Origin of the sequence: Haloarcula rara, from assembly GCF_029338235.1 — an archaeon.
GTDB lineage: Archaea > Halobacteriota > Halobacteria > Halobacteriales > Haloarculaceae > Haloarcula > Haloarcula rara.
Genome location: NZ_CP119785.1, coordinates 1923983 through 1945623 on the forward strand (window position 1 = coordinate 1923983; position 21641 = coordinate 1945623).

Here is a 21641-nt window from a genome sequence, read left to right on the forward strand (position 1 = left end):
TCTACAGGCCGTCGACCAGCGACTCGAGTTCGTCGACGGTTCGAGACACTGACGCCGTCACGGTCGCCCCGTCGCGGTCGACCGAAAGGCCACCGACGACGTCGGCGACCTCGGTGTCCCGCAGCTCCGACGCGGCGCGGTCGCGCAGCTCTCGGACGAGGCTCGCCACGTCCCTCGCAGCGGCGGTGTCGGCCGCGGAAAGCGTCGTCTCCAGCCCCCGAACGTCGCCGTTGCGGTAGACGGTGCCGGCGAGCGTCCTGACGTCGTCCAGCGGGGTGACGTCTATCGACTGCCCGTCGTCACCGCCGACGCCCGCCGGGACGGCCTCGTTCTCGGTGGGCTCCGGCAGTCGGCTGGCAAACCGGACGGGACCCTCGCGGGTGTCCGTGTACGCGTCCCTGAGCGGGCCACCGAGGGCCGCTGCCTCCCCGTTTGTGACCTCGACCGCGTCGTAGACGGCCCCTTCGGTCCCGACGGCGACGCGGCCCGACCCGAGGGCGCCGACCCAGGGGGCCCCGTCCGACTCGGGTTTGTAGACGACCGTCCCGGACTCGTCTAGCTCGGAAAAGTCGATGTCGTCGACGTTCTCGATGCCCGATTTGACGTCCTCGGCGCTCAGCTCCGCCTGGAGAACGACGCCGGCGTAGCCGTCGAACAGGTCGTCACCGTCGCCGCCGACGTCACCGAAGACCGTCGCGTGGTGGACGCTCTCGGGGCTGGTCTCGAACTCTGCCTCGACGTCGGACAGCAGTGCGTCGACGTTCCGGGGCTGTTCGGCCGACGAGTCGGCCGAGACGTACTGCGCGCGCTGTTGCAGGGCGGCGGTGACCAGCGTCCGCAGCCCGTCGTCCCGGTGTAGGGCGTCGACGTTCGCGTTCATGACGGCGTCCGCGGTTGCAGGGACGGTATCGAGAGCGGGCGTCGAGGGAGCCGAACTGAGTTGGCCCGCCACCGTACCGACGGCCACCACCGATGCGAGTCCGGCGACGGCCTGGAGGGCATCTCGTCTCGCTATCTCTTTCACGCCGCCACCTACACACGGCTAAACTTCAAATTACCTGAATTGAGGCGTTAAGGCCCTTCCTCAACGAGCGAGCCGCCTCGGATACCGGCGCTTCGTCGGGCAGTCGGATCGCTTAGGCGTCCTCGATCAGCTCTTCGAGCTCCGATATCGTCCGTTCGAGGGAGCTCGTCACGCTCGAACCGTTCCGTTCGATGGTGATGTCTTCGAGTACCTCTTCTGCGTCCCCGTCCTCGATCATCGAGTCGAGTTCGTCCTTTACGTCTTTTAGCATCTCCTCTACGTCTTCGGCGGCGTCTTCGTCCTCGGCGTTCATCGTCACCTCTAGCCCGCGGGTGTCGCCGTCTCTGTACACGGAGCCAGAGACCGTCTCGACGTCTTCTATCGGGCTGAAATCGATGGAGTCCTCGCCGGTCCCGCTTTCCTCCGGGACGGAGCTGTCGTCGGGGTCCGGCATGTTGGTGGCGAACCGGAAGGGCGCGTCCCGCGTGCTCGTGTACGCGTCCTTGAGTTCTTCCTCGATGGCGTCCTCGTCGCCGTTCTTGACGTCGATGGCGTCGTGGACGGCGTCCTCTGTTCCGACGACTATCTCGTCCGACGGGAGCGCTCCGACCCACGGGCCGCCCTCCTCTTCTGGTTCGTAGACGACTGACCCCGAGTGCTCCGCCTCTTCGAAGTCGATGTTGTCCGCGTTCTCGATGCTGTCCTTGATGTTCTCCGCAGTCAGGTCCGCGTTGATTATAGCGGCGCCGTACTCCGCGAACGTCTCGTAGTCCTCCCCACCAAACTCGCTGAAGGCGGTTATCTCGTGGAGGTCTTCCGGGTTGGTATCAGATTCGTCTTCGAACTCTTCGAGTACCTCGTCGAAGTCCTCCGGTCCCTCGTAGTAGTCGGACTCGGACCGCCTCTCGAGGTACGTATTGGTCAGGGTCTCGACGCCCTCGTCCTCTCGGATGACGTCGATGTTCGCGTACATGAGCGCGTCCGCGTTCTCGGGAATCGCGTCGAGCGCTCCCGACGGGCTACCGACGAACGGAACCGAGTCCAGACAGCCAGCCGTACTTCCCACCGCGGTCACTGCCGCGAGTCCAGCAGCAGAACGGAGCAGTTCTCTTCGTTGCATGCTTGCCATGAGACTCTCCTTATCATGAGCTAACTTCAATTTATTGGTACTATCGAATAATGTAATCATAGCCGGTGTCGGTTGACTTGACAGATATCTCTGCCCGAATATCCGTGCCGTGTGTCCCCGTCTCGCTCACCGAAAGCTATTACAGGTGCTTCGGATACGCGCCCTCGAGACGCGGGCGGGGGAGCACGTCGAGGTCGAGGGGACCGTTTCGAGGGCTGTAATCAACTCGTACTCTCCCCTGGAACGGCTCGCGGGGGTTCCAGGCGGCTGCGCAGTATCCCGGCCGCACAGCCCGGGTCCGATAACCTCGGCTTTCGACGCCTCCGTCTCGGCTTACCGGTCGCTACGGCAGCAATAACAAACCGTATTTGCGACAGGATGTCGTCCGTATGGAACAGGATTCCAGCGACTACCGAGCATCGTATCGTCGACTCGCCACACTGGCGGTCGTCCTGAGTCTCGCTCTCGTGCCGTTGAGTGGACTCGGCGCCGCACAGCAGGCCGACGCGGCGGGGAACCAGTCCTACGTCGCCATCCAGGACGGCGAGTGTACGCCAATCTCGTCGTTCTCGGACAACGAGTCCGCGATAGAGTACTACGACTACCGGCTCCCGGAGGAGTTCTCCGATAACCCCTACGCCAACGCGACCGGGAACGCCTACGGGTCCGAGGGAACGATAGACCTCCAGGAGCCGAACGGAAGCGTCGTCTTCCTGTACACCGACACCACGGACAACAGTACGTACCTCGTCTTCGTCAACGGCCAGGAGGCCAACGACAACTCGACCGGCGGCGCGGCCACGTTCGAGATTAGCGGCCTCCCCGAAGACGGGAACTGGACGGTCCGTGACGACGACTACGACGACCCCACGAGCGTCGATAACTGGACCGTCACCAACACGACGACGACTGTCGACTGGATATGGTCCGAGGCGGCCACCGACGGCGGTGTCTACTCGGGTATCGACAACGACACCAACGTCACTGTCGACCCTGCGTTCAACGAGGAGGCCGAGCTGTTCGGCCAGAACGGCAACGGGACCGTCGACTCGTGGCAGGTCCTCTCGAACGAGAGCGACAACGTCACCCGGACCGACCTGGAGCTGAACGAGTCGCTCCAGATCGCCGGCGGCACCTGTGAGGACCCCGCTGACGGTGCGGACACCGCCGACGGTAACGACACGACCGAGACTGACGAAAACGAGACCGCGTCGGTCACCTTCGACGACCAGGAGACCGACGGCACGAGTGTCACGGTCCAGAACGTGACGGTGCCCGAGGACGGCTACGTCGCCATCCACAACGATAGCCTGCTCGACGGCGACGCCGTCGGCAGCGTCGTCGGCGTCTCCGAGTATCTGGAGGCCGGCAGCTACGACAACCTCACCGTCGAGCTGTTCGACGTGCCGGGTACCGACTTCAACGAGTCGGAGCTGACCGCGAACCAGACGCTCATCGCGATGCCACACGAGGAGACGAGCGGGAACGAGACCTACGACTTCGTCAGCAGTAACGGCACCGAGGACGGCCCCTACACCGACGATGGGGAAGCGGTGACCGACGACGCAGACGTCACGGTGGGCAACGACACGGAGGACACCAACGAGACCGAGACGCCGGAAGACAACGAGACTGAGACGCCGACTGGCGACGATCCAATTCTTTCGCCGGCAGAGGACGACAACGAGACGGACACGCCGGTGGAGGACGACACGCCCACGGACGACGGCGATGACCCCATTCTCTCCGGGTAACTGACGACCCACTCTAGCCATTTTTTGCCTCTCGCTCGCAGCGGTCCGCCGACCGACACGGCCAGCGCTGCGCTCTCCACACACGCCTAACGGACGATAGCGACGGGACTCAAAGGGCTGGTGACGACGACTCTCTCTGTCCGCCCGAGCCGCCGCGGCTGTGAACGGGCGAGACGGACCGTCAACACTCTTAACCGAGGACTTCAATGGGGTAGGTATGACACACGACGAGCCGTTCGCTGCTACCGAAGCGAGTCGCACAGCGACGTGGGGGCTGACAGCATGAGCGGTCGCCCGGAGATGTTCGAGGGCGTCGACGAAATCTGGCTCGACGGGGAGTTCGTCGACTTCGAGGACGCACAGATCCACGTCCTCACCCACGCGCTGCACTACGGTACCGGCGTCTTCGAGGGCGTTCGCTGCTACGAGACCGAGGAGGGCCCCGCTATCTTCCGGTGGGAGGAGCATCTCGACCGCTTCTACGACTCCGGCAAGGTGTACGACATCGACATCCCCTTCGAGAAATCGGAACTCACCGAGGCCACGGAAGAACTCATCCGTCGGGAGGGGCTCGGCTCCTGTTACATCCGTCCCATCGCCTTCTACGGCTACGGGCCGCTGGGACTGAATCCCGGCAAGTCGCCGGTCCAGGTCGCGCTCGCAGTGTGGCCCTGGGGCGCCTATCTCGGTGACGATGCCCTGGAGGAGGGCGTCGACGTGGCCGTCTCCTCCTGGCGCAAGTACGCCTCCAGCCAGATTCCGACCAACGCAAAGACCACGGGCACCTACGTCAACAGCGTGCTCGCTTCCCAGGAGGCCAAAGCCAACGGCTACGCGGAGGCTATCGTCCTCAACAAGGAGGGCAACGTCGCCGAGGGCCCCGGCGAGAACATCTTCCTCGTGCGCGACGGCGAGATATACACCACCGGCCTGGCCGAGTCCATCCTCGACGGTATCACTCGCCAGACGGCCATCGAACTGGCCGAGGATATGGGCTACGTGGTCCACGATGAGGCGACCATCTCGCGGGGGGAGCTGTACACCGCCGACGAGCTGTTCTTCACCGGGACCGCGGCGGAGGTCACGCCTATCCGTAGCGTCGACGACAACCAGATCGGCGCCGGCACCAAGGGCCCCGTCACCGACGAGATCCAGACGGCCTTCTTCGACCTGATCGAGTCGGGCGACCGCGAGGAGTGGTTCCGCTACCTCTAGTCTTCGTCGCTCGGGATCGGAATCGTCTGTTTGCGATCGTTCGTGTCACCGAAACCGGCCGAGAGGATGCGCGTCAGCGCTTCTTCGACACGCTCGTCGGTCTCCTCGTACACGTCGGATTCGACCTCGATGACGTAGCCCGTCGTGATGTTCGGCGCCGTCGGCAAGAAGAGCACGTCGCGGCCGTCGTCGGTCGTCTTGCCGGTCTTGAACGCCGTCATCCGCATCCCGTCCCACACTTCGAGTTTGACCGGCGCCTGGAGTTCGTCGGTCCCGCCGACAGCCGTCTCGACCGCCATCTTCGAGGCGTTGTACACCACGCGCAACCCCGGAACGTAGTTCATCGTGTCGTCGAGGGTCTGTTCCACGAAGTCGCCGAAGGCCGTCCGCATCAGATAGCCCACGGAGAAGACGATGAGGACGAAAAGCACTATCGCCACCGACACGCGGACGAACTCGACGGCGGTCGGTGTGACGGCACTGGTGGGGGCCCCCAGCGCGAGCAGGAGGTCCCTGTCGACGGAGGGGAGAAACACGGACGCCCCGGCGAGGATGCTGTAGAGATAGACGATAACGTACGTCGTGACGAGTATCGGCAACAGGATGATGAGCCCGCTGGCGAAGTCCCGCTTCCACGACGAACCTGAGGCCATATCTCCACCTGAGCGTGACGGATTATCAGCCCTTTCCTTTTGCTATAGAACGTGTGAGGCGACATCTAGTATCAACGAGTGTTATAGTTCGGTCGCTGACCGACGGAAGCCACATCCGTTAAGACAGCGCCACGAGACGCGCGCATATGGACATACTCGGGGTCGTCGTGACGGCGATGTGGGCAATGTTGCCCGCGTACGTGCCCAACAACGTCGCCGTGCTGGCGGGCGGCGGGAAACCGATAGACGGCGGGCAGAAACTGGGTGACCGCCGCATCCTGGGCGACGGAAAGACCCAGCGGGGAACCGTCCTCGGGACGGCGGCCGGGCTCGGGCTCGCACTGTTGCTCTCGGAGATTGCGCCGACGGTGAGCGACCTCCTTGGCACCCAGCTGCCGACGTTTCCCATCCTCGCCGGGCTCGGACTGGCCTTCGGGGCGATGCTGGGCGACATCGCGGCGTCGTTCCTCAAGCGCCGGACCGGCCGGGAACGGGGCGCCGCCTTCCCCGGGCTGGACCAGCTCGACTTCGTCGTCGGTGCGCTGGCCTGCGTCTGGGTGCTTTCGCCCGAGTGGACCGAAGCGACGTTCACCACTCCGGTGTTGCTCGTCGTGCTCGTCCTCACGCCTCTCCTGCACGTCGTGACGAACGTCGGCGCCTACGCGCTGGGGCTGAAAGACGAGCCGTGGTAAGCCCTGTCCAATACGGAGTATCGTCGTCCCTTGCCGCCCCGACTGGCGACCACCGGTAAACGCCTACAATACTCCGTAGGAAGTGATGTGCTTTTCACAGCGGCCGCGTGAAGGTGGAGTATGAGTACTTCGACGCTGCGACTTGCGACACGCGGCTCCGACCTCGCGCTCCGGCAGGCCGCCACGGTTCGGGACTCGCTCGCGAGCCGACGGCTCACGGTCGAACTGAGCGAGGTCGAGACGACGGGGGACCAGCTCACCGACGAGCTCATCCACCGGCTGGGCAAGACCGGCGCCTTCGTCCACAGCCTGGACGAGAAGGTCCTTTCGGGCGAGCTCGACGCCGCCGTCCACTCGATGAAGGATATGCCGACCGAACGACCCGACGAACTGGTCGTCGCCGGCGTGCCCGAACGCGCCGCCGCCGAGGACGTGCTGGTGACGCCCGACGGTATCGGCCTCGAGGACCTGCCGGAGGGCAGCGTCGTCGGCACGTCGAGCCTGCGCCGGAAGGCCCAGCTGCTCGCCGAACGCCCGGAACTCGTCGTCGAGCCTCTTCGGGGGAACGTCGACACTCGAATCGAGAAGCTGCTTGCGCCGTCGCTCCAGGAAGAACATCAGGAGCGCCACGAGGCCGAGGAAGAACGGAAGGGCGAGGCAGGTGACCCCGACAGCGACTACGAACACCCCTACGAGCAGGACGTCGAGGCGTGGTTCAACGGGCTGGCGGAGCTGGAACGCCGCGCACTCGAACGCGAGCCCGACACCGAGTACGACGCTATCGTGCTGGCGAAAGCCGGGCTGGACCGCGCCGGGCTGACCCACCACGTCGGGACCACGACGCTCGACCCCGAGCAGTTCGTCCCTGCGCCGGGCCAGGGCGCGCTGGCGGTGACGGCCGTCGACGGCGACCTCGCGGCGGATATCAACGACCGACTCGACGACACCCAGACGCGCGTCGAGACGACCGCCGAACGGACGATTCTGGCCGAACTGGGCGGTGGCTGTGTCGCACCGATTGGTATCCACGCCCGCCTCGCCGGCGGCGTCGTCAGAACCGTCGTCCGGGTGCTCTCTCAGGATGGTACCGAAAACATCCAGGTCAGCCGTGACCTCCCCGTCGAACGCCACATCGACGCAGCCCGGGAGCTCGCGGCGGAGCTCGCCGACCGAGGGGCCGACGACCTCATCCAGGCCGCCCGTCGAGATAGCGAGGGGGCCGACGACGACGCCGCGACTGCCCGGGAGGAAGACGAATGAGCGATAACTCACACGAGGGAAAGAGAGAGTCGACGGTCGGGAAGGTGTATCTCGTCGGCTCCGGCCCGGGCGACCCCGACCTGCTGACGGTGAAGGCAAAGCGGCTGCTGGAGGAGGCCGACGTGGTGCTCCACGACAAGCTTCCGGGCCCCGAAATCCTGGGGATGATTCCCGAAGAGAAGCGCGAAGACGTGGGCAAGCGTGCCGGCGGCGAGTGGACGCCACAGGAGTACACGAACACCAGACTCGTCGAGACCGCCCAGCAGGGCAACGTCGTCGTCCGGCTCAAGGGTGGTGACCCGACCGTCTTCGGCCGGGGCGGCGAGGAGATGGTCCATCTAGCGAACAACGGCATCCCGTTCGAGATCGTCCCAGGCATCACGAGCGCCATCGCCGGGCCGGAGGCGGCGGGCATCCCCGTCACCCACCGCGACTACGTCTCCTCTGTCTCCTTCGTCACGGGCCACGAGGACCCCACTAAGGACGAGTCGGCGGTCGACTGGGAGGCCCTCGCTAACACCGGCGGGACCATCGTCGTGCTGATGGGCGTCGGCAAACTGCCGGGCTACACCGACGAACTGCTGAAATACGGGATGGCCCCCGACACGCCCGTGGCCCTCATCGAGCGGGCGACCTGGCCCGACCAGCGCGTCGCGACGGGCACCCTCGACACCATCGTCGACGTCCGCGACAGCGAGGGTATCGAACCGCCCGCCATCACGGTCATCGGCGAGGTCGCGGGCGAGCGCGAGCGGGTCGTCGAGTTCCTGGAGGGGGCCTGATGCGCGAGGCCACGCCTGCGGGTCGCGGCGTTCCGGCCCGACGACGAGCGACTGGCGGACGCCGTCGAACTGCTGGAATCGCTGGGTGCCGACCCGGTCCCCGACCCGATGCTCGCGGTCGAACCGACAGAGGCGGCCCCGCGAGAGGACTGTGATTACGTCGTCCTGACGAGCAAGACCGGCGCCGAACTGGCCGCCGAGGCCGGCTGGGACCCCGGCGAGGCGACCGTCTGTGCCATCGGCGACTCGACCGCCGCGGCGCTACGTGAGGCCGGTTACGCCGTCGACGTCGTGCCCGAGGAGTTCTCCTCGACCGGACTTGTCGAGCGGCTCGCGGCCGAGGTGGCCGGCGCTCGCGTCGAGGTCGCCCGTTCTGACCACGGCTCCGCGGTGCTGACCGACGGGCTCGAAGCCGCCGGTGCGTACGTCCACGAGACAGTTCTCTACCGGCTCGTCCGGCCACCCGAGTCGGGCGAGTCGGCACAGCTCGCGGCCGACGGCGAGCTCGACGCCGCGCTCTTTACCTCCTCGCTCACCGTCGAGCACTTCCTCGATGCGGCCGAGGAACGCGGCATTCGAGAAGCTGCCCTCGAAGGTCTCTCAGACGCGACAGTCGGGACTATCGGAAATCCCACGAAGGAAACAGCCGAAGCAGCCGGCATCCACGTCGATATCGTCCCGGACCGGGCCGACTTCGAGACGCTGGCCTGTGAAGTTGTCGAGGCGGCCGCCCCGACGCATCACGAGTAGCAGACACGGGTCGGCCGCCTCAATCGGCCGGCTCGCTCGTGCGCTCCTCGCTCGCAAGCTCCGCCCGGAGGGTGTCGAGTTCGTTCTCGACGGAGCGGTCCGTCGAGAGCCGGTCCAGCTCCCGGTCGATGTCGTCACCCTCCTCGAGGACGTTCTCTAGCTGGCCGGTCTCCTCCAGTTCCTCGAGCGCCGCCGCGCGGGCCTCCATCCGCTCCGTACGCTCGGTGGCTCGCTCCATCGTCCGGCCGACGTCGTCGATTGTCTCGCCGACGCCGGTGAACGCTTCGGAGACGCGGGCCGACGCCTCGGCGGCCTCGTACCGGGCCTTGACCGTCTCCTTGCGCGTGCGGAACTGCGCTATCTGGCTCGATAGCTCGGCCCGCTTGCCGACCAGCTGGTCCTGGGTCGCCTGCAGATTCGATATCTGCTCGCTGAGCTCGGTTATCTGGGAGACGTGGGCCTGTTTCTTCTCTACGGCGCGCTTTGCGAGGTCTTCACGGTCCTGGCGCATGGCCGCTCGCGCCTGACCGTCGTACTTCTCGACGTTCTCCCGGAGCCGGCGGCGATGTATCTCCAGGCGTTTCTTCTGGGTCGTCACGTCGGCGACGGCCCGGGTGACGTTCTGTAACTCGTCGCGTAACTGCTCGTAGGAGTAGTCGAGCTCGCTCGCGGGGTCCGAGGCCCGGTTTATCAGCGCCGAGAGCTTCGAGCGGATGGTGAAGGCGAGTCGACCGAGCAGGCTCATCGACCCACCTCGACGGACTGACTGGCGAACGCGGGGCGGTGATTCATACAGTAATATAGAATTGACAATAGGATAATCCCATCGGGCAATATCGGGCTACCGACGGAACCGCTCTTGGACGTCTATACAAGCTTGTGTGAGGGTATGGGCCAGTCACAGAAACGCTACCTACCAGTTATATATCAATCTCAGTTTATTGATATGGGGGCCGGTAGTACTGTCACGCATCGATGGAGCGACTCCGCTCGGTCTGGACTTCGGTGCCGGATGACGGGACGAGGTCACCAATCGACTGCGAGACGGGGCCCGAGAGCTGATGCCCGACGACTGGCCAGTCGTCGCGCTGCTGGCGGCGGTGGGCGTCCTTCTGCTGGTCACCGCTGGGGTGGTGCTGACCGGTGTCTTCGGGCTCTTCGGGTCCGGTGGGGCGGGCGTTGCAACCGAATCGCCGGCCGTGCCGACGCCCAGTGACGGGGTGCCATCTGACACGGCTACGACCGCCAGCCAGCCGTTCACGTTCGAAACCCACGAGGTAGCAGAGTGTGGGTTGCTGTGTCGCAACGTGACCTCGACGGTGAGCAACGAGCAGTCGACGGTCGCCCGCGACGTGACTGTCCGCACACGGCTCTACGCCGGCAACGACACCGACGGCGAGGTCCGCTGGGAGGCGACCGAGCGAGTGGCTCGACTCGACCCCGGTGAGACCTACCAGACGACACAGCGCGTCGAACTCTCTATGGATGCCGCTCTGGCCATCCGTGAGGCAGACGGCTGGGTGAGCATACGTACAACGGTCGAGACAGCCGAGCAGTCGGTCACCGTCACCGACCGCCGCGAAGTGACATGAGGCGTCGGCTTCGACCGCCGCGAAGTGATATGACGCGTCGGCTTCGACCGCCGCGAAGTGATATGACGCGTCGGCTTCGACCGCCGCGAAGTGACATGACGCGTCGGCTTCGACCGCCGCGAAGTGACATGACGCGTCGGCTTCGACCGCCGCGAAATGAAACGGCGCTCCTGAAGCTTTTTATCCGGAGGCGAACCTACCTCGCCACCATGAGCGTTCCCGTCCCTGCGCTGGCCGACCGCGCGACAGCGTCTGCCGACCGCCTCCGCGCGGCCGACCGCGTCCTGTTGGCCTCCCACATCGACGCCGACGGGCTGACGAGCGCCGCCATCGCGTCGGCGGCCCTGGCGCGGGCGGGGATTCCCGTCGAGACGGTGTTCAAGAAGCAACTAGACGCCGACGAGATAGCGAGTATCGCCGCGAGAGGCGAGGAGACGGTGCTGTTTACGGACTTTGGCTCCGGCCAGTTAGACGTCATCTCCGAGCACGTCGCCGCGGGCGACTTCGAGGCCATTGTCGCCGACCACCACCAGCCCGCAGACCCCGAGGACTGCCACCCCGACGCAGTCTACGAGACCGACGGCTACGCCGACTTCGACTACCACTGCAACCCGCTGCTGGTCGGCATCAACGGCGCCTCGGAGCTGTCCGGCGCGGGGGCGGCGTACGTGCTGGCCCGGGCGCTAGAACCCGACGACAGCGACAACCGTGACCTCGCGGCGCTGGCAGTCGTCGGCGCGGTCGGTGACATGCAAGCCGTCGGCGGCGAGCTCGTCGGGGCGAACAGCGCTGTCGTCGAGGAGGGTGTCGCGGCCGACGTGTTGACCGAGGGGACCGACCTCTCGCTGTACGGCAAGCAGACCCGCCCGCTCCCGAAACTGCTCGAGTACGCGACGGAGGTCCCGATTCCGGGCATCTCGAACGACCAGGCCGGGGCGACACGCTTCCTGGAGGAGCTGGGGCTGGACCTGAAGCGACAGGGCGAGTGGCGCACCTGGGCGGACCTCACCGACGACGAGCGCCAGACGGTCGCCAGCGCGCTGGTCCAGCGGGCCGTCAAACGCGGCGTGCCAGCCGGCAAGATAGAGTCTCTCGTGGGGACGACCTACACGCTGACAGCCGAACCAACCGGGACTGAGCTCCGAGACGCAAGCGAGTTCTCGACGCTGCTGAACGCCACCGCCCGCTACGAGCGAGCCGACGTGGGACTGGCGGTCTGTCTGGGCGACCGACAGGCGCCGCTGGACCAGGCCCGGAAACTGCTCGCGAACCACCGCCGGAACCTCTCGCAGGGGCTGGACCTCGTCAAAGAGCGCGGTATCACCCACGCCGACCACGTCCAGTATTTCGACGCCGGCGACGCCATCCGTGAGACCATCGTCGGCATCGTCGCCGGGATGGCCCTTGGCACCGACGGCGTCGACGCCGACAAACCCATTATCGCCTTCGCCGACGCCGACGGCGAGACGAAGGTCTCGGCCCGCGCGACCGGCCCGCTGGTGGGCCGTGGCGTCGACCTCTCGGAGGTGATGGGCGAGGCCGCCCGCTCTGTCGGCGGTGATGGCGGCGGCCACGACATCGCCGCCGGTGCGACCGTGCCAACGGGCAAAGAGGAGGCGTTCATCGCGGCCGCCGACGACATCGTGGCCGACCAGCTCGGGTAGGCCCGCCGCGGCGGCAATAAGAGCTATACGTTCTCACATACGATAATGGGGCGAATGGACCGACGCGTACTGTTCGACGCCCTGCTGGTCGTCGTCGGGGGGCTCCTCGCCTACACCGAAACGTTCGGCTTTGCGGACCCACGAGCGACACTCCGACAGATACTGGCCATTCTCGCGACCCTGGACGTCCGCGTCTATCTCGTCCTCAGCGGCCTCTTTGGCATCGTCTTTGTCGGCTACCTCGTCGTCTACCTGCCACAGAAGGACGCCCGGACCATCCGGCCGCGGTAGTTCACAGCCCACCACGTGGCACAACTCCGTACCACCTTTATTCCATGGGTCCCTCCTCCCGGCCAATGACCGACTTCGACCCCGGGCAGTTCGAGGACAAGTACGCCAACTACTTTCCACAGCTCCAGAAGGCCTACCAGCAGGCCTTCGAAGTGATGAACGACCGCTACGACTCCGAACTCGTCCACGCCATCGACCAGCAGGTGTTAAACGAGTCCGAGCCGTTCTACGACGACGACCGCGGGTTCTACGTCGAACTCCCCGAGGACCCGGCCGACCGGCTCACGGCGGTCATCGTCGACGACGAGAAGTTCGCGGTCGTGCTAGAGGAGTACGTCGACCAGCTAGCGACGGAACTGCACGAAATATTCGGCGTCGAGCGCTGAAAAAACGGTTCGCTCGGTCGCTACGGAATCGTCGGCGTCGGTGTCGGCGTGGGTTCCTCACCGCCGTCGCTACCGCCGAATCCGCTATCGTCACCGTAGCCGCCACCACCGAAGCCACCACCACCGAAGCCGCTACCTGGCGCGTTTTCGGGCGATTTGTTACCGGAGACCAGGAAGTCGAGTAAGTTACTCACCAGCACCTCGTTGTCGGCGTGGTAGAGGTACTCCTGGTCGAAGATGCTCGCGTCGCCGACTGTGACGAAGTTCCCGCTCCGCGAGAGAACGCCGTAGGTATCCGACTCGCGTGTCGTCGACAGCGTCGTTCCCTCGGTGGCGGTCAGCACCGGTTCGCCGCCGTTGACTGCCACTGACTCGTGGAGCACCACGCGGTCGACCCCCTCGGTGAGTTCGGAGTTACCGGACGGGGTCGCGTAGACGTTCCGGTAGTTGTTCGCGTTGTCGTCCATGTTGTACAGGTAGCCGTTCTCGTAGGTCACGCCGTACTCGTTGGACACGGAAAGCAGCGGGTTCGGCGGCGGAGCGCCGAAGCTACCACCGCTGGCGCCGAACAGCCCCTGTGGCACCTGCTGGCGCGGCTCGTCCATCAGGACGACGCGACCGCCGGCGTCGGTGAACGCCTTCAGCCCGGCGGCGTCCGACTCGGAGAAGGGCTGGCTGGCGCCGAAGACGATGTACGCGTCGGCCTCGCTCAGCGTGCTGTTCAGGCCCGCACCGTACGTCGAACCGCCGGAGCTGTACCGGACCGTGGCCCCGCTCTCGATCAGCGCGTTGGCCATCGGCGTCACTGTCTCGGGCGTGACACTCGAGCTGCGAGTCGTGTCGATGACGACGACCTGTCCCTCACCGTCTTCGGACATCGATATCTCGCCGTTTTCCTCGGGGACGTCCGCGACCGCATCGTCAGTGTTGAACGCCGAGGCGTTCGCGTCGTCGACCGCCGGCGCGGACCCGCCGCCCGCGCCGAGTGCGACCGACCCGACGCCGACCGCTAGCACGAGCGCGACGAGGAAGACGCCGACTCGTTTCGCGACGTCACTCATCGCGAACACCTCCCTGGTCGGTGCTGTTGTACAGGATTCGTTCGTTCTCGAGGGTGCCAAACAGCATGAAGAACCTGACTCTGTCGATGCCGTTGTCGTTCATCGGCGCCTGTTCGACGGTCACGTTACCGCTCGTCGCGTCGGACCCGTTCAGCCCCAGCAGACTGGTCTGGGGCTGTGCGGGGTCGCGGTAGCTCACCTGGTAGTCCGAGACGCCGGCGTCGTCTGCGGCGGCTACGACGGCATCTTCGGTGTTTCCGATCTCGTCGGCGTAGCCGGTGTTGACGGCGCGACCGCCGACGTAGACGGTCGCCTCCGCGACGGTCTCACGGTCGACAGTGAGATTATCGCCGCGCTCTTCCATTACCGAGCCGACGAAGGAGCGCTGCATCGACTCGATGGCAGCGTACCACTCGTCCTGTGTCATCGCGCCGGCCTTGTCCGGACCTGTGGTCACGCCTGGCGGGAGGCCGCCACTCGACGAGACGCTCGCTCTGACACCGACGCTGCCGACGAGGCTGCCCGGCGTGACGTATATGCCGTCACTCGGGATGGCGGTGTAGTACGCGCCGGAGGCTGCGGTGTCACCGACGCTCGTGTACACCGGCTTCTCCGCTTCGAGCCGTTTGACGGCCAGGTACATCGATTCGCTGGCCGCGGCCCCGCCACCGGGGCTGTTGATGTCGAGCACGACCGCTTTGACGGAGTCGTTCTGCCGGAGCGAGCGAAGCTCCGCGACGGTCTCCTGTGCGGACGAGCCCGTTATCGGTTCGTCGACGTTCACCACGACGACGTGGTTCTCGTTACTTTCCGCGACTGCCACCGCGTAGGGTGCCACTGCGGCACCGATGAGGAGGGCGACGATCGCGAGGACTGTGTACGACTGGAGGGCAGTCGCCACATACGTATCAATTGGGTTATCCATAGCGCCTACATTCCGTCCCTGACACGTGCGCATAATAAAACTATATGCATGTATCTGCGGCGCAGTTGGTCTCCGTTGTGCCGACTCGGTCCGACACCGACATGGCAAAGTTCCTTACGCTCGCCCCGCAAGCGCGGGTATGGACCAACGGACGCCACCCCAGACCGAGGAAGGCTGGTACGTGCTCCACGACTGTCGCCGTGTCGACTGGGACGCCTGGCGCGACGCTCCCCAGCGGGCCCGTGACCGGGCGCTCGCCGAGGGTATCGATTTCCTCGAAGGCTACGAGTCAGTGGCTGACGCCGAGGAGGGCCAGACGGCCGTCTACACCGTCATGGGTCACAAGGCCGACCTGCTGATACTGCACCTGCGGCCGACGATGGCAGACCTCGACGCCGCCGAGCGCCACTTCGAGCAGACCGAGTTTGCGGCCTACACCGACCAAGCGTTCTCCTACGTCTCGGTCACGGAAGCGTCGGGCTACACAGAGAAGGCCCGCGAGTACTTCGAGGGCGAGGTCGACGACGACTCCGGCCTGGCACAGTACATCCAGGCACGGCTCCACCCCGACGTGCCCGACGAGGAGTTCGTCTGTTTCTACCCGATGAGCAAGCGCCGGGACCCAGAGCAGAACTGGTACGATATGTCCTTCGAGGAGCGGGCCGCCCACATCAAGCGCCACGGCGACATCGGCCGTGGCTACGGCGGGAAAGTGAACCAGATGATATGTGGCTCCATCGGCTTCGACGACTGGGAGTGGGGCATCACGCTGTGGAGCGACGACATGACCCACATCAAGGAGCTGCTGACCGAGATGCGATTCGACCCGTCGACCTCGCGCTTTGCGGAGTTCGGTCCGTTCTACGTCGGCCGCCGGTTCGCGCCGGCAGACCTGCCTGCCGTCCTGGCCGGACACAGAGTCCCGACCGACGAGGCCGATGGGGTACCGTCGACCGCCACAGACGACCAGTCGGCCCACGCCACCGCGACCGACGCGCACGCGGCCGATAGCGGGCACTCGGGCGACGCCGACGGCCACGGGAACGCCCACCCCGGCAGCGCGGGCGAGGGCGACCACCCACACGGCGACGACGCCGCCGACGCCGACCACCCCACGAGCGGCGATAGCGAAGACAGCTCGTCGGGTAGCACCGGCGGCCGCCCGGACGTCTCGGGCGACTTCGAGGAGGTCGACGACGCCGTGGGCCGGCTGGGCCGGCTGGGCCTCCACGAGGGCGAGGCCTACGACGCCGGCGATTACGCGCTCGTCTTCCACTCCTCGGGGGACGCCGAAGACCTCGTCGACGACGTGGGCGAGCTCGCCGAGAGCTTCGACCACTACGACCGCCACGTCACGACGACGGTGCGGGCCCAGAGCGGCCAGAGCTACGTCGTCAGTATCTGGACCGCGAAGGAGGCCGCCGAGACCGCCGCCGGCTTCCTCGGCGACCTCGACGGCATCGAGGAGCGCGTGGGCGGCCAGCTCGGCGAGCCCGACGGGGCGGCTGACAGCGACGAGGACGACCGGACCGCTGCGTCCTCTCAGTCCATCCGCGAGGAACTGGACGCCGAGGGGGTCTACGCCGGCCAGCCCCACGGCGAGGACGTCTACGCCCTCGTCGTCTACTCCGAGGCCGACCCGGAGACGCTGGCTGAGGAGGTCTCGGGGCTGCGTGACGCCTTCGACCGCTACGACACGCACGTGCGGACGACCATCTACGAAGATACGGACTCCGACACCACCGCCGTCGCCTCCCTGTGGGACACCGAGGACGCCGCCGGAACGGCGAGTGACTACCTCACGGACCTCCCCGGCGTCGTCCGTCGACAGGGCGAGAGCGACGGCTTCGGGACGATGGGGATGTTCTACACCGTCAAACCCGACTACTGCGAGGACTTCGTCGCAAAGTTCGACGCCGTCGGCGACCTGCTGGCGGAGATGGACGGTCACCGCGAGACGGCGCTGCTTGCCAATCGCGACGACGCGAACGATATGTTCATCGCCAGCCAGTGGGACAGCAAAGACGACGCCATGGCCTTCTTCCGCTCGGATGAGTTCTCCGAGACCGTCAGCTGGGGCCGGGACGTGCTGGCGGACCGACCGCGCCACGTCTTCCTGGCGTAGTGGCTCAGGTTTTCGTTACTGATAACTAATCGACAAGCGTTTTTACCTGTCCACCGCTATCGCGAGCAATGGTGGGCGAGGCGGGACTAAGCGTCGCTATCGCCGTCATGATGCTCGCCGCGGCCCTCGCCAGCTACGGGTTCGCCTGGTACTCCCGGCGACGGGCCGAGCACCCCATCTCCGACCGCTTCGCGCTGCTGATGGTCGCCGACGGCTCCTGGGCGCTGTTCCTGTTGCTCGGGCACCTGAGCCCGACCGACTCCCTCGCGCTCCTGTCGCGGACGCCGATGACGGCCTCGGCGGTCTTCGCCACCGTCTTCTGGTTCATGTTCGTCATCGAATACACCGGCGACAGCGAGTGGATACCCGACGTGACAGAGTGGCTACTCGCCATAGCAGCCGCCGGCTACGTGGTCGTCTTCGCGCTCAACCCCGGCGGTATCGCCTACTCCAGCCGTGGTGTCGCCAGTTTCGGTTACCTCCGCGTGCCCTACGAGGTGTTTGGGCCGTTCATGATCGGCTACACCCTCTACACGTACGTCGTCCTCCTGTTCACGTTCGGGCTGCTGGGGCGGTTCCTGCTCCAGACGCGCAACCTCTACCGGAAACAGGCGGCCGTTATCTTCGGAGTGACCTTTCTGGTCCTGGTCTCGACAGTCGTCTACGTGTCGGGGGTTTCGCCCCATCCGCGGCTGGACCTGACGCCGGTCTTCTTCGTCCTTCAGGCCGTCGGAATCGGCATAGCGCTGTACCGATACGACTTCCTCGACGTCGAACCGATGGCGGCCCACACGCTGCTCGAAGAGATGGCCGACCCGGTGTTTGTCGTCGACTCCAGCGACCGGCTGGTCGACTGGAACGACGCCGCCGACGCCTACGTGGAGCGCGACGACGGCCAGACGGTCCTCGACGATATCGCTATTCCGGGCCTCCCGAGGACGCTGACCGTCACCGACGGCGGGTCGGGCGGCGACACGAGCACAGTGACGACGACGAGGGCCGACGGGAGCCGGGAACGGGTCACTTTCGACGTGCGGACGACGCCCATCGAGGACCGCTACGATATCGTCCGGGGTCGCGCCGTCGTCCTCAGGGACGTCACCGAGCAGGAGCAGCGAAAACGTGCCCTCGAAACCCAGAACGAACGGCTGGAGGAGTTCACCGGGATGGTCAGTCACGACCTCCGGAACCCGCTGCAGGTCATCGACAGCCGCATCGAACTCGCCAGACAGACCGGCGACCTCTCCCATCTCGAGGACGCCGGCGAGGCGACCCGGCGCATGGAGGAGCTGCTCGACGACCTCCTCGACCTGGCGCGGGAGGGCCAGGTGCTGGACGAGACGCGCGAGCTCGACCTGGCCAACTGTGCGAGACGCGCCTGGGACTCCGTCGACGCGCCCGAGGCCACGCTGTCCGTCGAGACCGACCGCGTCGTCGTCGCCGACGAGTCACGGCTCCGGCAGGTGTTCGAGAACCTCTTTCGCAATTCGATAGAGCACGGCGGCCCCGAGGTGACTGTCACGGTCGGGGACGCCGACGGCGGGTTCTACATCGCCGACGACGGCCCGGGTATCCCCGCCGACCAGCGCGACAGCGTCTTCGACTTGGGCGAGACCTCCTCGGCCGACGGCACCGGCTTCGGCCTCGCTATCGTCGAGCGCGTCGTCGCGGCCCACGGCTGGTCGGTATCGGCGAGCGAAGGCGAGAGCGGCGGTGCCCGCTTCGATGTCTCACTCTCGGAGCGGACCCTGCCTGCACTCGACGAGTGACGCCGCGGGCTACCTGGTCGGTTCGGCGACGAACCGCAACCGCCGGTAATCGGCCGTCCAGGTCTCCGTCTCGGAGTCATAGAGGTCCGGGCGCAGGCGCTCCTCGACACCATCGAGGATGGCCTCGCGGTCCGCCTCGGAGACCCCCTCGAACAGTTCGTCGCCGAACATCCCGACCCACTCGCGCAGCCCAGAGGCCCCGCCGTCCAGTTCCGTCGGCCGGTCGAACAGCGCCGCGTCGGTGACCTCCAGCCCGTGGGCCGCCAGACGGGGCGCGTACTCGCCGACGCTCGGGAAGTACCACGAGTGGTTGGTGTCGTAGCCGCGCGCGTCGAGTTCGGCCCGGACGGCCCGCTCGACCCGCTGGACGTTGCCCCGGCCCCCGAACTCCGCGACGAAGCGGCCCGTCTCGCCCAGTGCCTCGCTGACCATCGACAGGACTGCGTCGTGGTCCTCGTCGGGAATCCAGTGCAGCGCGGCGTTCGAGAAGACGGCGTCGAACGCGTCGGGCTCGTACTCGCGGGCGTCGGCCACCGCAAAGTGCAGGTCGGGGTACCGCTCGCGGGCCTGCTCGACCATCGACTCGGCGGCGTCGATGCCCACGACCTCGGCCCCGCTGTCGGCGATGACTGCCGTCAGCGTGCCCGTCCCACAGCCGAGGTCGAGGATGCGCTCCCCGGGCTGAGGGTCCAGCAACCGCACCACGTCCCTTCCGTACTCCGCGACGAAGCCGTGGCCCTCGTCGTAGTCCTCTGGGTCCCACTCGTTGTCTGGCATACCGGGGCGACGGCCGGATGCGGATAAAAACTGTCGGGGGTGTGAGAGGGCGCTCCCATACGGATGGTTGTAGATTATTCCCGGACAGCGGCGACGCCGGGGGTCGCTGCGTCCCGGTAAACCGCTACAACCATCCGTATCAGTCGTCGTCTTCGGTCGTTGTCCGCTCGATATCCAGCTCGTCGAAGTAGATATTCGCGCCGTCCTGAGCGACCTTCTCGGCCAGCACGGCACATTTGATACGCATCGGGGAGATGTCGACCCCGAGCATGTCGACGATGTCGTCGCGGTCCATCTCGCGGAGCTCCTCGACGGCCATCCCGTGGAGGCGCTCTGAGAGCATCGACGCCGAGGCCTGGGAGATGGCACAGCCGTCCCCGCGGAAGGCGACCTGCTCGATTGTCTCCTCGTCCTCGCTCAACACCACGTCCATCCGGATTTCGTCACCGCACATCGGGTTCTCGCCGACGTGGGTGAAGGTGGGATCCTCGAGCTCCCCCGTATTCCGGGGGTTCTTGTAGTGGTCGAGAATCTGCTGCCGGTACATGTCGGAGCCTCCGATACCCATTGTTGAACTCTTGTACGGTACTCCGGCGGATAAGGGTTGCCTCTCCACCCTTTTTTGGCGGGGTCACACTGTGTGCCCAGACAGCGGGACCGCCGCTCCGGTACCCCCTCGGCGAGTGGCGCCGGGCGCTACAGGAACAGCGCGGGCACCGTGTTCCGGAAGATGTTGAGCGAGATGAGAAAGAGGAGCCCGACGACGAACCAGTTGAACTTCGCCTCGTCTATCTCCAGGCGTCGGAGGTACGTCCCCACCAGGAGGCCGACGACGGTGACGACCGCGATTACGGAGCCGAGCCAGAGGCGATAGGGCGTCAGCAGGTCGGTGAAAAAGAGCATCTGGACGATGCGGACCGTAAATATCGTCCCCAGGACCATCGACAGGCCGCCGATGTACCGCTCGACGTCCCGCTCGAAGGTGTGAAAGTACGTCGGGAGCAGCGGCCCGAGGTTGGCGACGGCAAGCAGGAACCCCTGCAGGAAGCCCGCGACGCTGAGCGCGACCGGATGGTGGGCCTCCTGGACGGTCACGAAGTTCTGGGCGACCTGGAACAGGACGTAGCCGAAGATGACCAGCCCGATGAGGAACGGGACGATGGGGCCGGCCCGGAACCTCGCGAGGAAGGTGACGCCGATGACGGTGCCGATGACGGCCAGCACCAGCAGGACCCACTCCTCGCGGACGAACGCCAGCCCGGTGTCGGTCTCGCCGACCTGGAACATGTTCAGCATCCACGGCGGGATGGCAAGCACCGCGACGGCGAGTGTCGGGTCGATGACCGAGGCGAAGATAGGGGTCGTGATAAGCGCGTAGCCGAAGCCGATCATCCCCTTGACGGCGCCGGCGACGACGGCGACGACCACGAACAGCGCGAGCAGCCCCCCGGAGACGTCCGACTGGAGCCCCTTCGTGACGTTGTCCATCCCGGGAAAGAACACGATAGCGCCGGCCGCGACTGCGAGCGTCGCGGCTGCCATCATCACCTCGCGGTACCGGAAGTCGACGAGGTTCGCCAGGAACTGTTCGGCGTCGATGTGTGGTTGGTCTGAACTCATGAACGGATGGAAAGCGAGTAGCTGAGTGGTCCGTCCTATAACACAGCCGCACTTCTCTCCGTCCTTACCGGTCGTATCTGAAGCGACCGGTGACTGGGTCGCTGGTCACTCGCCCGGTATGACGGAGTTTTCCGGCCCCCTCCTACGCTATCGACCGTTTCGGTCGCGTCAT

21 protein-coding genes are annotated in these 21641 nt (G+C 66.0%); 12 read left to right on the plus strand and 9 right to left on the minus strand.

The window, feature by feature from the left end:
- Position 1: 1 nt before the first annotated feature.
- Both P1K32_RS10240 and P1K32_RS10245 read right to left on the minus strand, forming a co-directional pair.
- Positions 2–1024 (minus strand): hypothetical protein, encoded by a 1023-nt coding sequence (locus tag P1K32_RS10240; protein WP_276249635.1) that lies wholly within the window; start codon positions 1022–1024, stop codon positions 2–4.
- Positions 1025–1136: 112 nt separating this feature from the next.
- Positions 1137–2144 (minus strand): hypothetical protein, encoded by a 1008-nt coding sequence (locus tag P1K32_RS10245; protein WP_276249636.1) that lies wholly within the window; start codon positions 2142–2144, stop codon positions 1137–1139.
- Positions 2145–2542: 398 nt separating this feature from the next.
- Here P1K32_RS10245 and P1K32_RS10250 point away from each other — a divergent pair, with 398 nt between their 5' ends.
- Together P1K32_RS10250 and P1K32_RS10255 are read left to right on the plus strand one after the other, a co-directional pair.
- Positions 2543–3907, plus strand: a complete 1365-nt coding sequence (locus P1K32_RS10250) for a DUF7282 domain-containing protein (RefSeq protein WP_276249637.1) — start codon at positions 2543–2545, stop codon at positions 3905–3907.
- A 282-nt stretch (positions 3908–4189) separates the two neighbouring features.
- A complete protein-coding gene (locus P1K32_RS10255) occupies positions 4190–5122 on the plus strand; it encodes a branched-chain amino acid transaminase (RefSeq protein ID WP_276249638.1) in 933 nt (310 codons plus the stop codon).
- Here P1K32_RS10255 and P1K32_RS10260 read toward each other — a convergent pair.
- The gene (locus P1K32_RS10260) at positions 5119–5775 is read right to left on the minus strand and encodes a DUF502 domain-containing protein (RefSeq protein ID WP_276249639.1); all 657 of its coding nucleotides are present in this window, start codon (positions 5773–5775) and stop codon (positions 5119–5121) included. The genes P1K32_RS10255 and P1K32_RS10260 overlap by 4 nt on opposite strands.
- A 146-nt stretch (positions 5776–5921) precedes the next feature.
- Between P1K32_RS10260 and P1K32_RS10265 the strand changes: the two genes are divergently transcribed.
- From P1K32_RS10265 to P1K32_RS10280, 4 genes are all read left to right on the plus strand, one after another.
- Positions 5922–6467: a CDP-2,3-bis-(O-geranylgeranyl)-sn-glycerol synthase gene (locus P1K32_RS10265; RefSeq protein ID WP_276249640.1), complete on the plus strand. Its 546-nt coding sequence runs from the start codon at positions 5922–5924 to the stop codon at positions 6465–6467.
- 120 nt (positions 6468–6587) lie between these two features.
- On the plus strand, positions 6588–7727 hold the full coding sequence (gene hemC, locus P1K32_RS10270) for a hydroxymethylbilane synthase (protein WP_276249641.1): 1140 nt from the start codon (positions 6588–6590) through the stop codon (positions 7725–7727).
- Positions 7724–8509: a uroporphyrinogen-III C-methyltransferase gene (cobA, locus tag P1K32_RS10275; protein WP_276249642.1), complete on the plus strand. Its 786-nt coding sequence runs from the start codon at positions 7724–7726 to the stop codon at positions 8507–8509. The genes hemC and cobA overlap by 4 nt, the downstream gene beginning before the upstream one ends.
- A 15-nt stretch (positions 8510–8524) precedes the next feature.
- Positions 8525–9259, plus strand: a complete 735-nt coding sequence (locus tag P1K32_RS10280; protein WP_276252184.1) for a uroporphyrinogen-III synthase — start codon at positions 8525–8527, stop codon at positions 9257–9259.
- A 19-nt stretch (positions 9260–9278) separates the two neighbouring features.
- Here the strand turns inward: P1K32_RS10280 and P1K32_RS10285 are convergent, their stop codons facing one another.
- A complete protein-coding gene (locus P1K32_RS10285) occupies positions 9279–10004 on the minus strand; it encodes a PspA/IM30 family protein (RefSeq protein ID WP_276249643.1) in 726 nt (241 codons plus the stop codon).
- Between the two features lie 316 nt (positions 10005–10320).
- On the opposite strand from P1K32_RS10285, the gene P1K32_RS10290 reads away from it, so the two are divergent.
- From P1K32_RS10290 to P1K32_RS10305, 4 genes are all read left to right on the plus strand, one after another.
- The gene (locus P1K32_RS10290) at positions 10321–10851 is read left to right on the plus strand and encodes a hypothetical protein (protein ID WP_276249644.1); all 531 of its coding nucleotides are present in this window, start codon (positions 10321–10323) and stop codon (positions 10849–10851) included.
- A gap of 209 nt (positions 10852–11060) precedes the next feature.
- The gene (locus P1K32_RS10295) at positions 11061–12515 is read left to right on the plus strand and encodes a RecJ family nuclease (RefSeq protein ID WP_276249645.1); all 1455 of its coding nucleotides are present in this window, start codon (positions 11061–11063) and stop codon (positions 12513–12515) included.
- Between the two features lie 54 nt (positions 12516–12569).
- Positions 12570–12806 (plus strand): hypothetical protein, encoded by a 237-nt coding sequence (locus P1K32_RS10300; protein WP_276249646.1) that lies wholly within the window; start codon positions 12570–12572, stop codon positions 12804–12806.
- A gap of 65 nt (positions 12807–12871) precedes the next feature.
- Complete coding sequence (locus P1K32_RS10305) at positions 12872–13192, plus strand: DUF5783 family protein (RefSeq protein WP_276249647.1); 321 nt, start codon at positions 12872–12874, stop codon at positions 13190–13192.
- A 20-nt stretch (positions 13193–13212) separates the two neighbouring features.
- Here P1K32_RS10305 and P1K32_RS10310 read toward each other — a convergent pair whose 3' ends face one another.
- Positions 13213–14253, minus strand: coding sequence for a DUF4350 domain-containing protein (locus tag P1K32_RS10310; protein ID WP_276249648.1), 1041 nt, complete (start codon positions 14251–14253; stop codon positions 13213–13215).
- The gene (locus P1K32_RS10315; RefSeq protein WP_276249649.1) at positions 14246–15178 is read right to left on the minus strand and encodes a S49 family peptidase; all 933 of its coding nucleotides are present in this window, start codon (positions 15176–15178) and stop codon (positions 14246–14248) included. Before P1K32_RS10315 ends, P1K32_RS10310 begins: the two co-directional genes overlap by 8 nt.
- Before the next feature lie 139 nt (positions 15179–15317).
- Between P1K32_RS10315 and P1K32_RS10320 the strand changes: the two genes are divergently transcribed.
- A complete protein-coding gene (locus P1K32_RS10320; protein ID WP_276249650.1) occupies positions 15318–17303 on the plus strand; it encodes a heme-binding protein in 1986 nt (661 codons plus the stop codon).
- Positions 17304–17371: 68 nt separating this feature from the next.
- A complete protein-coding gene (locus tag P1K32_RS10325; protein WP_276249651.1) occupies positions 17372–19072 on the plus strand; it encodes a sensor histidine kinase in 1701 nt (566 codons plus the stop codon).
- Positions 19073–19081: 9 nt separating this feature from the next.
- On the opposite strand, the gene P1K32_RS10330 is transcribed toward P1K32_RS10325, so the two are convergent.
- The 3 genes from P1K32_RS10330 to P1K32_RS10340 all read right to left on the minus strand — a co-directional run bounded on the left by P1K32_RS10330 (position 19082) and on the right by P1K32_RS10340 (position 21469).
- Positions 19082–19849 carry a class I SAM-dependent methyltransferase gene (locus tag P1K32_RS10330; RefSeq protein WP_276249652.1) on the minus strand — a complete coding sequence of 256 codons (768 nt, stop codon included), beginning with the start codon at positions 19847–19849 and terminating at the stop codon, positions 19082–19084.
- Positions 19850–19988: 139 nt separating this feature from the next.
- Entirely contained in the window at positions 19989–20417 is a 429-nt protein-coding gene (sufU, locus tag P1K32_RS10335) for a Fe-S cluster assembly sulfur transfer protein SufU (protein ID WP_276249653.1), read from the minus strand.
- A gap of 128 nt (positions 20418–20545) precedes the next feature.
- Positions 20546–21469, minus strand: a complete 924-nt coding sequence (locus P1K32_RS10340; protein WP_276249654.1) for a TSUP family transporter — start codon at positions 21467–21469, stop codon at positions 20546–20548.
- Positions 21470–21641: the final 172 nt, after the last annotated feature.

What these genes read in the sequence shown, in the direction of transcription:
- P1K32_RS10245 (WP_276249636.1), bottom strand. Translation starts at nt 2,144, where the DNA reads ATGCAACGAAGAGAACTGCTCCGTTCTGCTGCTGGACTCGCGGCAGTG.
- P1K32_RS10250 (WP_276249637.1), top strand. Translation starts at nt 2,543, where the DNA reads ATGGAACAGGATTCCAGCGACTACCGAGCATCGTATCGTCGACTCGCC.
- P1K32_RS10255 (WP_276249638.1), top strand. Translation starts at nt 4,190, where the DNA reads ATGAGCGGTCGCCCGGAGATGTTCGAGGGCGTCGACGAAATCTGGCTC.
- P1K32_RS10260 (WP_276249639.1), bottom strand. Translation starts at nt 5,775, where the DNA reads ATGGCCTCAGGTTCGTCGTGGAAGCGGGACTTCGCCAGCGGGCTCATC.
- P1K32_RS10265 (WP_276249640.1), top strand. Translation starts at nt 5,922, where the DNA reads ATGGACATACTCGGGGTCGTCGTGACGGCGATGTGGGCAATGTTGCCC.
- hemC (WP_276249641.1), top strand. Translation starts at nt 6,588, where the DNA reads ATGAGTACTTCGACGCTGCGACTTGCGACACGCGGCTCCGACCTCGCG.
- cobA (WP_276249642.1), top strand. Translation starts at nt 7,724, where the DNA reads ATGAGCGATAACTCACACGAGGGAAAGAGAGAGTCGACGGTCGGGAAG.
- P1K32_RS10285 (WP_276249643.1), bottom strand. Translation starts at nt 10,004, where the DNA reads ATGAGCCTGCTCGGTCGACTCGCCTTCACCATCCGCTCGAAGCTCTCG.
- P1K32_RS10290 (WP_276249644.1), top strand. Translation starts at nt 10,321, where the DNA reads ATGCCCGACGACTGGCCAGTCGTCGCGCTGCTGGCGGCGGTGGGCGTC.
- P1K32_RS10295 (WP_276249645.1), top strand. Translation starts at nt 11,061, where the DNA reads ATGAGCGTTCCCGTCCCTGCGCTGGCCGACCGCGCGACAGCGTCTGCC.
- P1K32_RS10300 (WP_276249646.1), top strand. Translation starts at nt 12,570, where the DNA reads ATGGACCGACGCGTACTGTTCGACGCCCTGCTGGTCGTCGTCGGGGGG.
- P1K32_RS10305 (WP_276249647.1), top strand. Translation starts at nt 12,872, where the DNA reads ATGACCGACTTCGACCCCGGGCAGTTCGAGGACAAGTACGCCAACTAC.
- P1K32_RS10310 (WP_276249648.1), bottom strand. Translation starts at nt 14,253, where the DNA reads ATGAGTGACGTCGCGAAACGAGTCGGCGTCTTCCTCGTCGCGCTCGTG.
- P1K32_RS10315 (WP_276249649.1), bottom strand. Translation starts at nt 15,178, where the DNA reads ATGGATAACCCAATTGATACGTATGTGGCGACTGCCCTCCAGTCGTAC.
- P1K32_RS10320 (WP_276249650.1), top strand. Translation starts at nt 15,318, where the DNA reads ATGGACCAACGGACGCCACCCCAGACCGAGGAAGGCTGGTACGTGCTC.
- P1K32_RS10325 (WP_276249651.1), top strand. Translation starts at nt 17,372, where the DNA reads ATGGTGGGCGAGGCGGGACTAAGCGTCGCTATCGCCGTCATGATGCTC.
- P1K32_RS10330 (WP_276249652.1), bottom strand. Translation starts at nt 19,849, where the DNA reads ATGCCAGACAACGAGTGGGACCCAGAGGACTACGACGAGGGCCACGGC.
- sufU (WP_276249653.1), bottom strand. Translation starts at nt 20,417, where the DNA reads ATGGGTATCGGAGGCTCCGACATGTACCGGCAGCAGATTCTCGACCAC.
- P1K32_RS10340 (WP_276249654.1), bottom strand. Translation starts at nt 21,469, where the DNA reads ATGAGTTCAGACCAACCACACATCGACGCCGAACAGTTCCTGGCGAAC.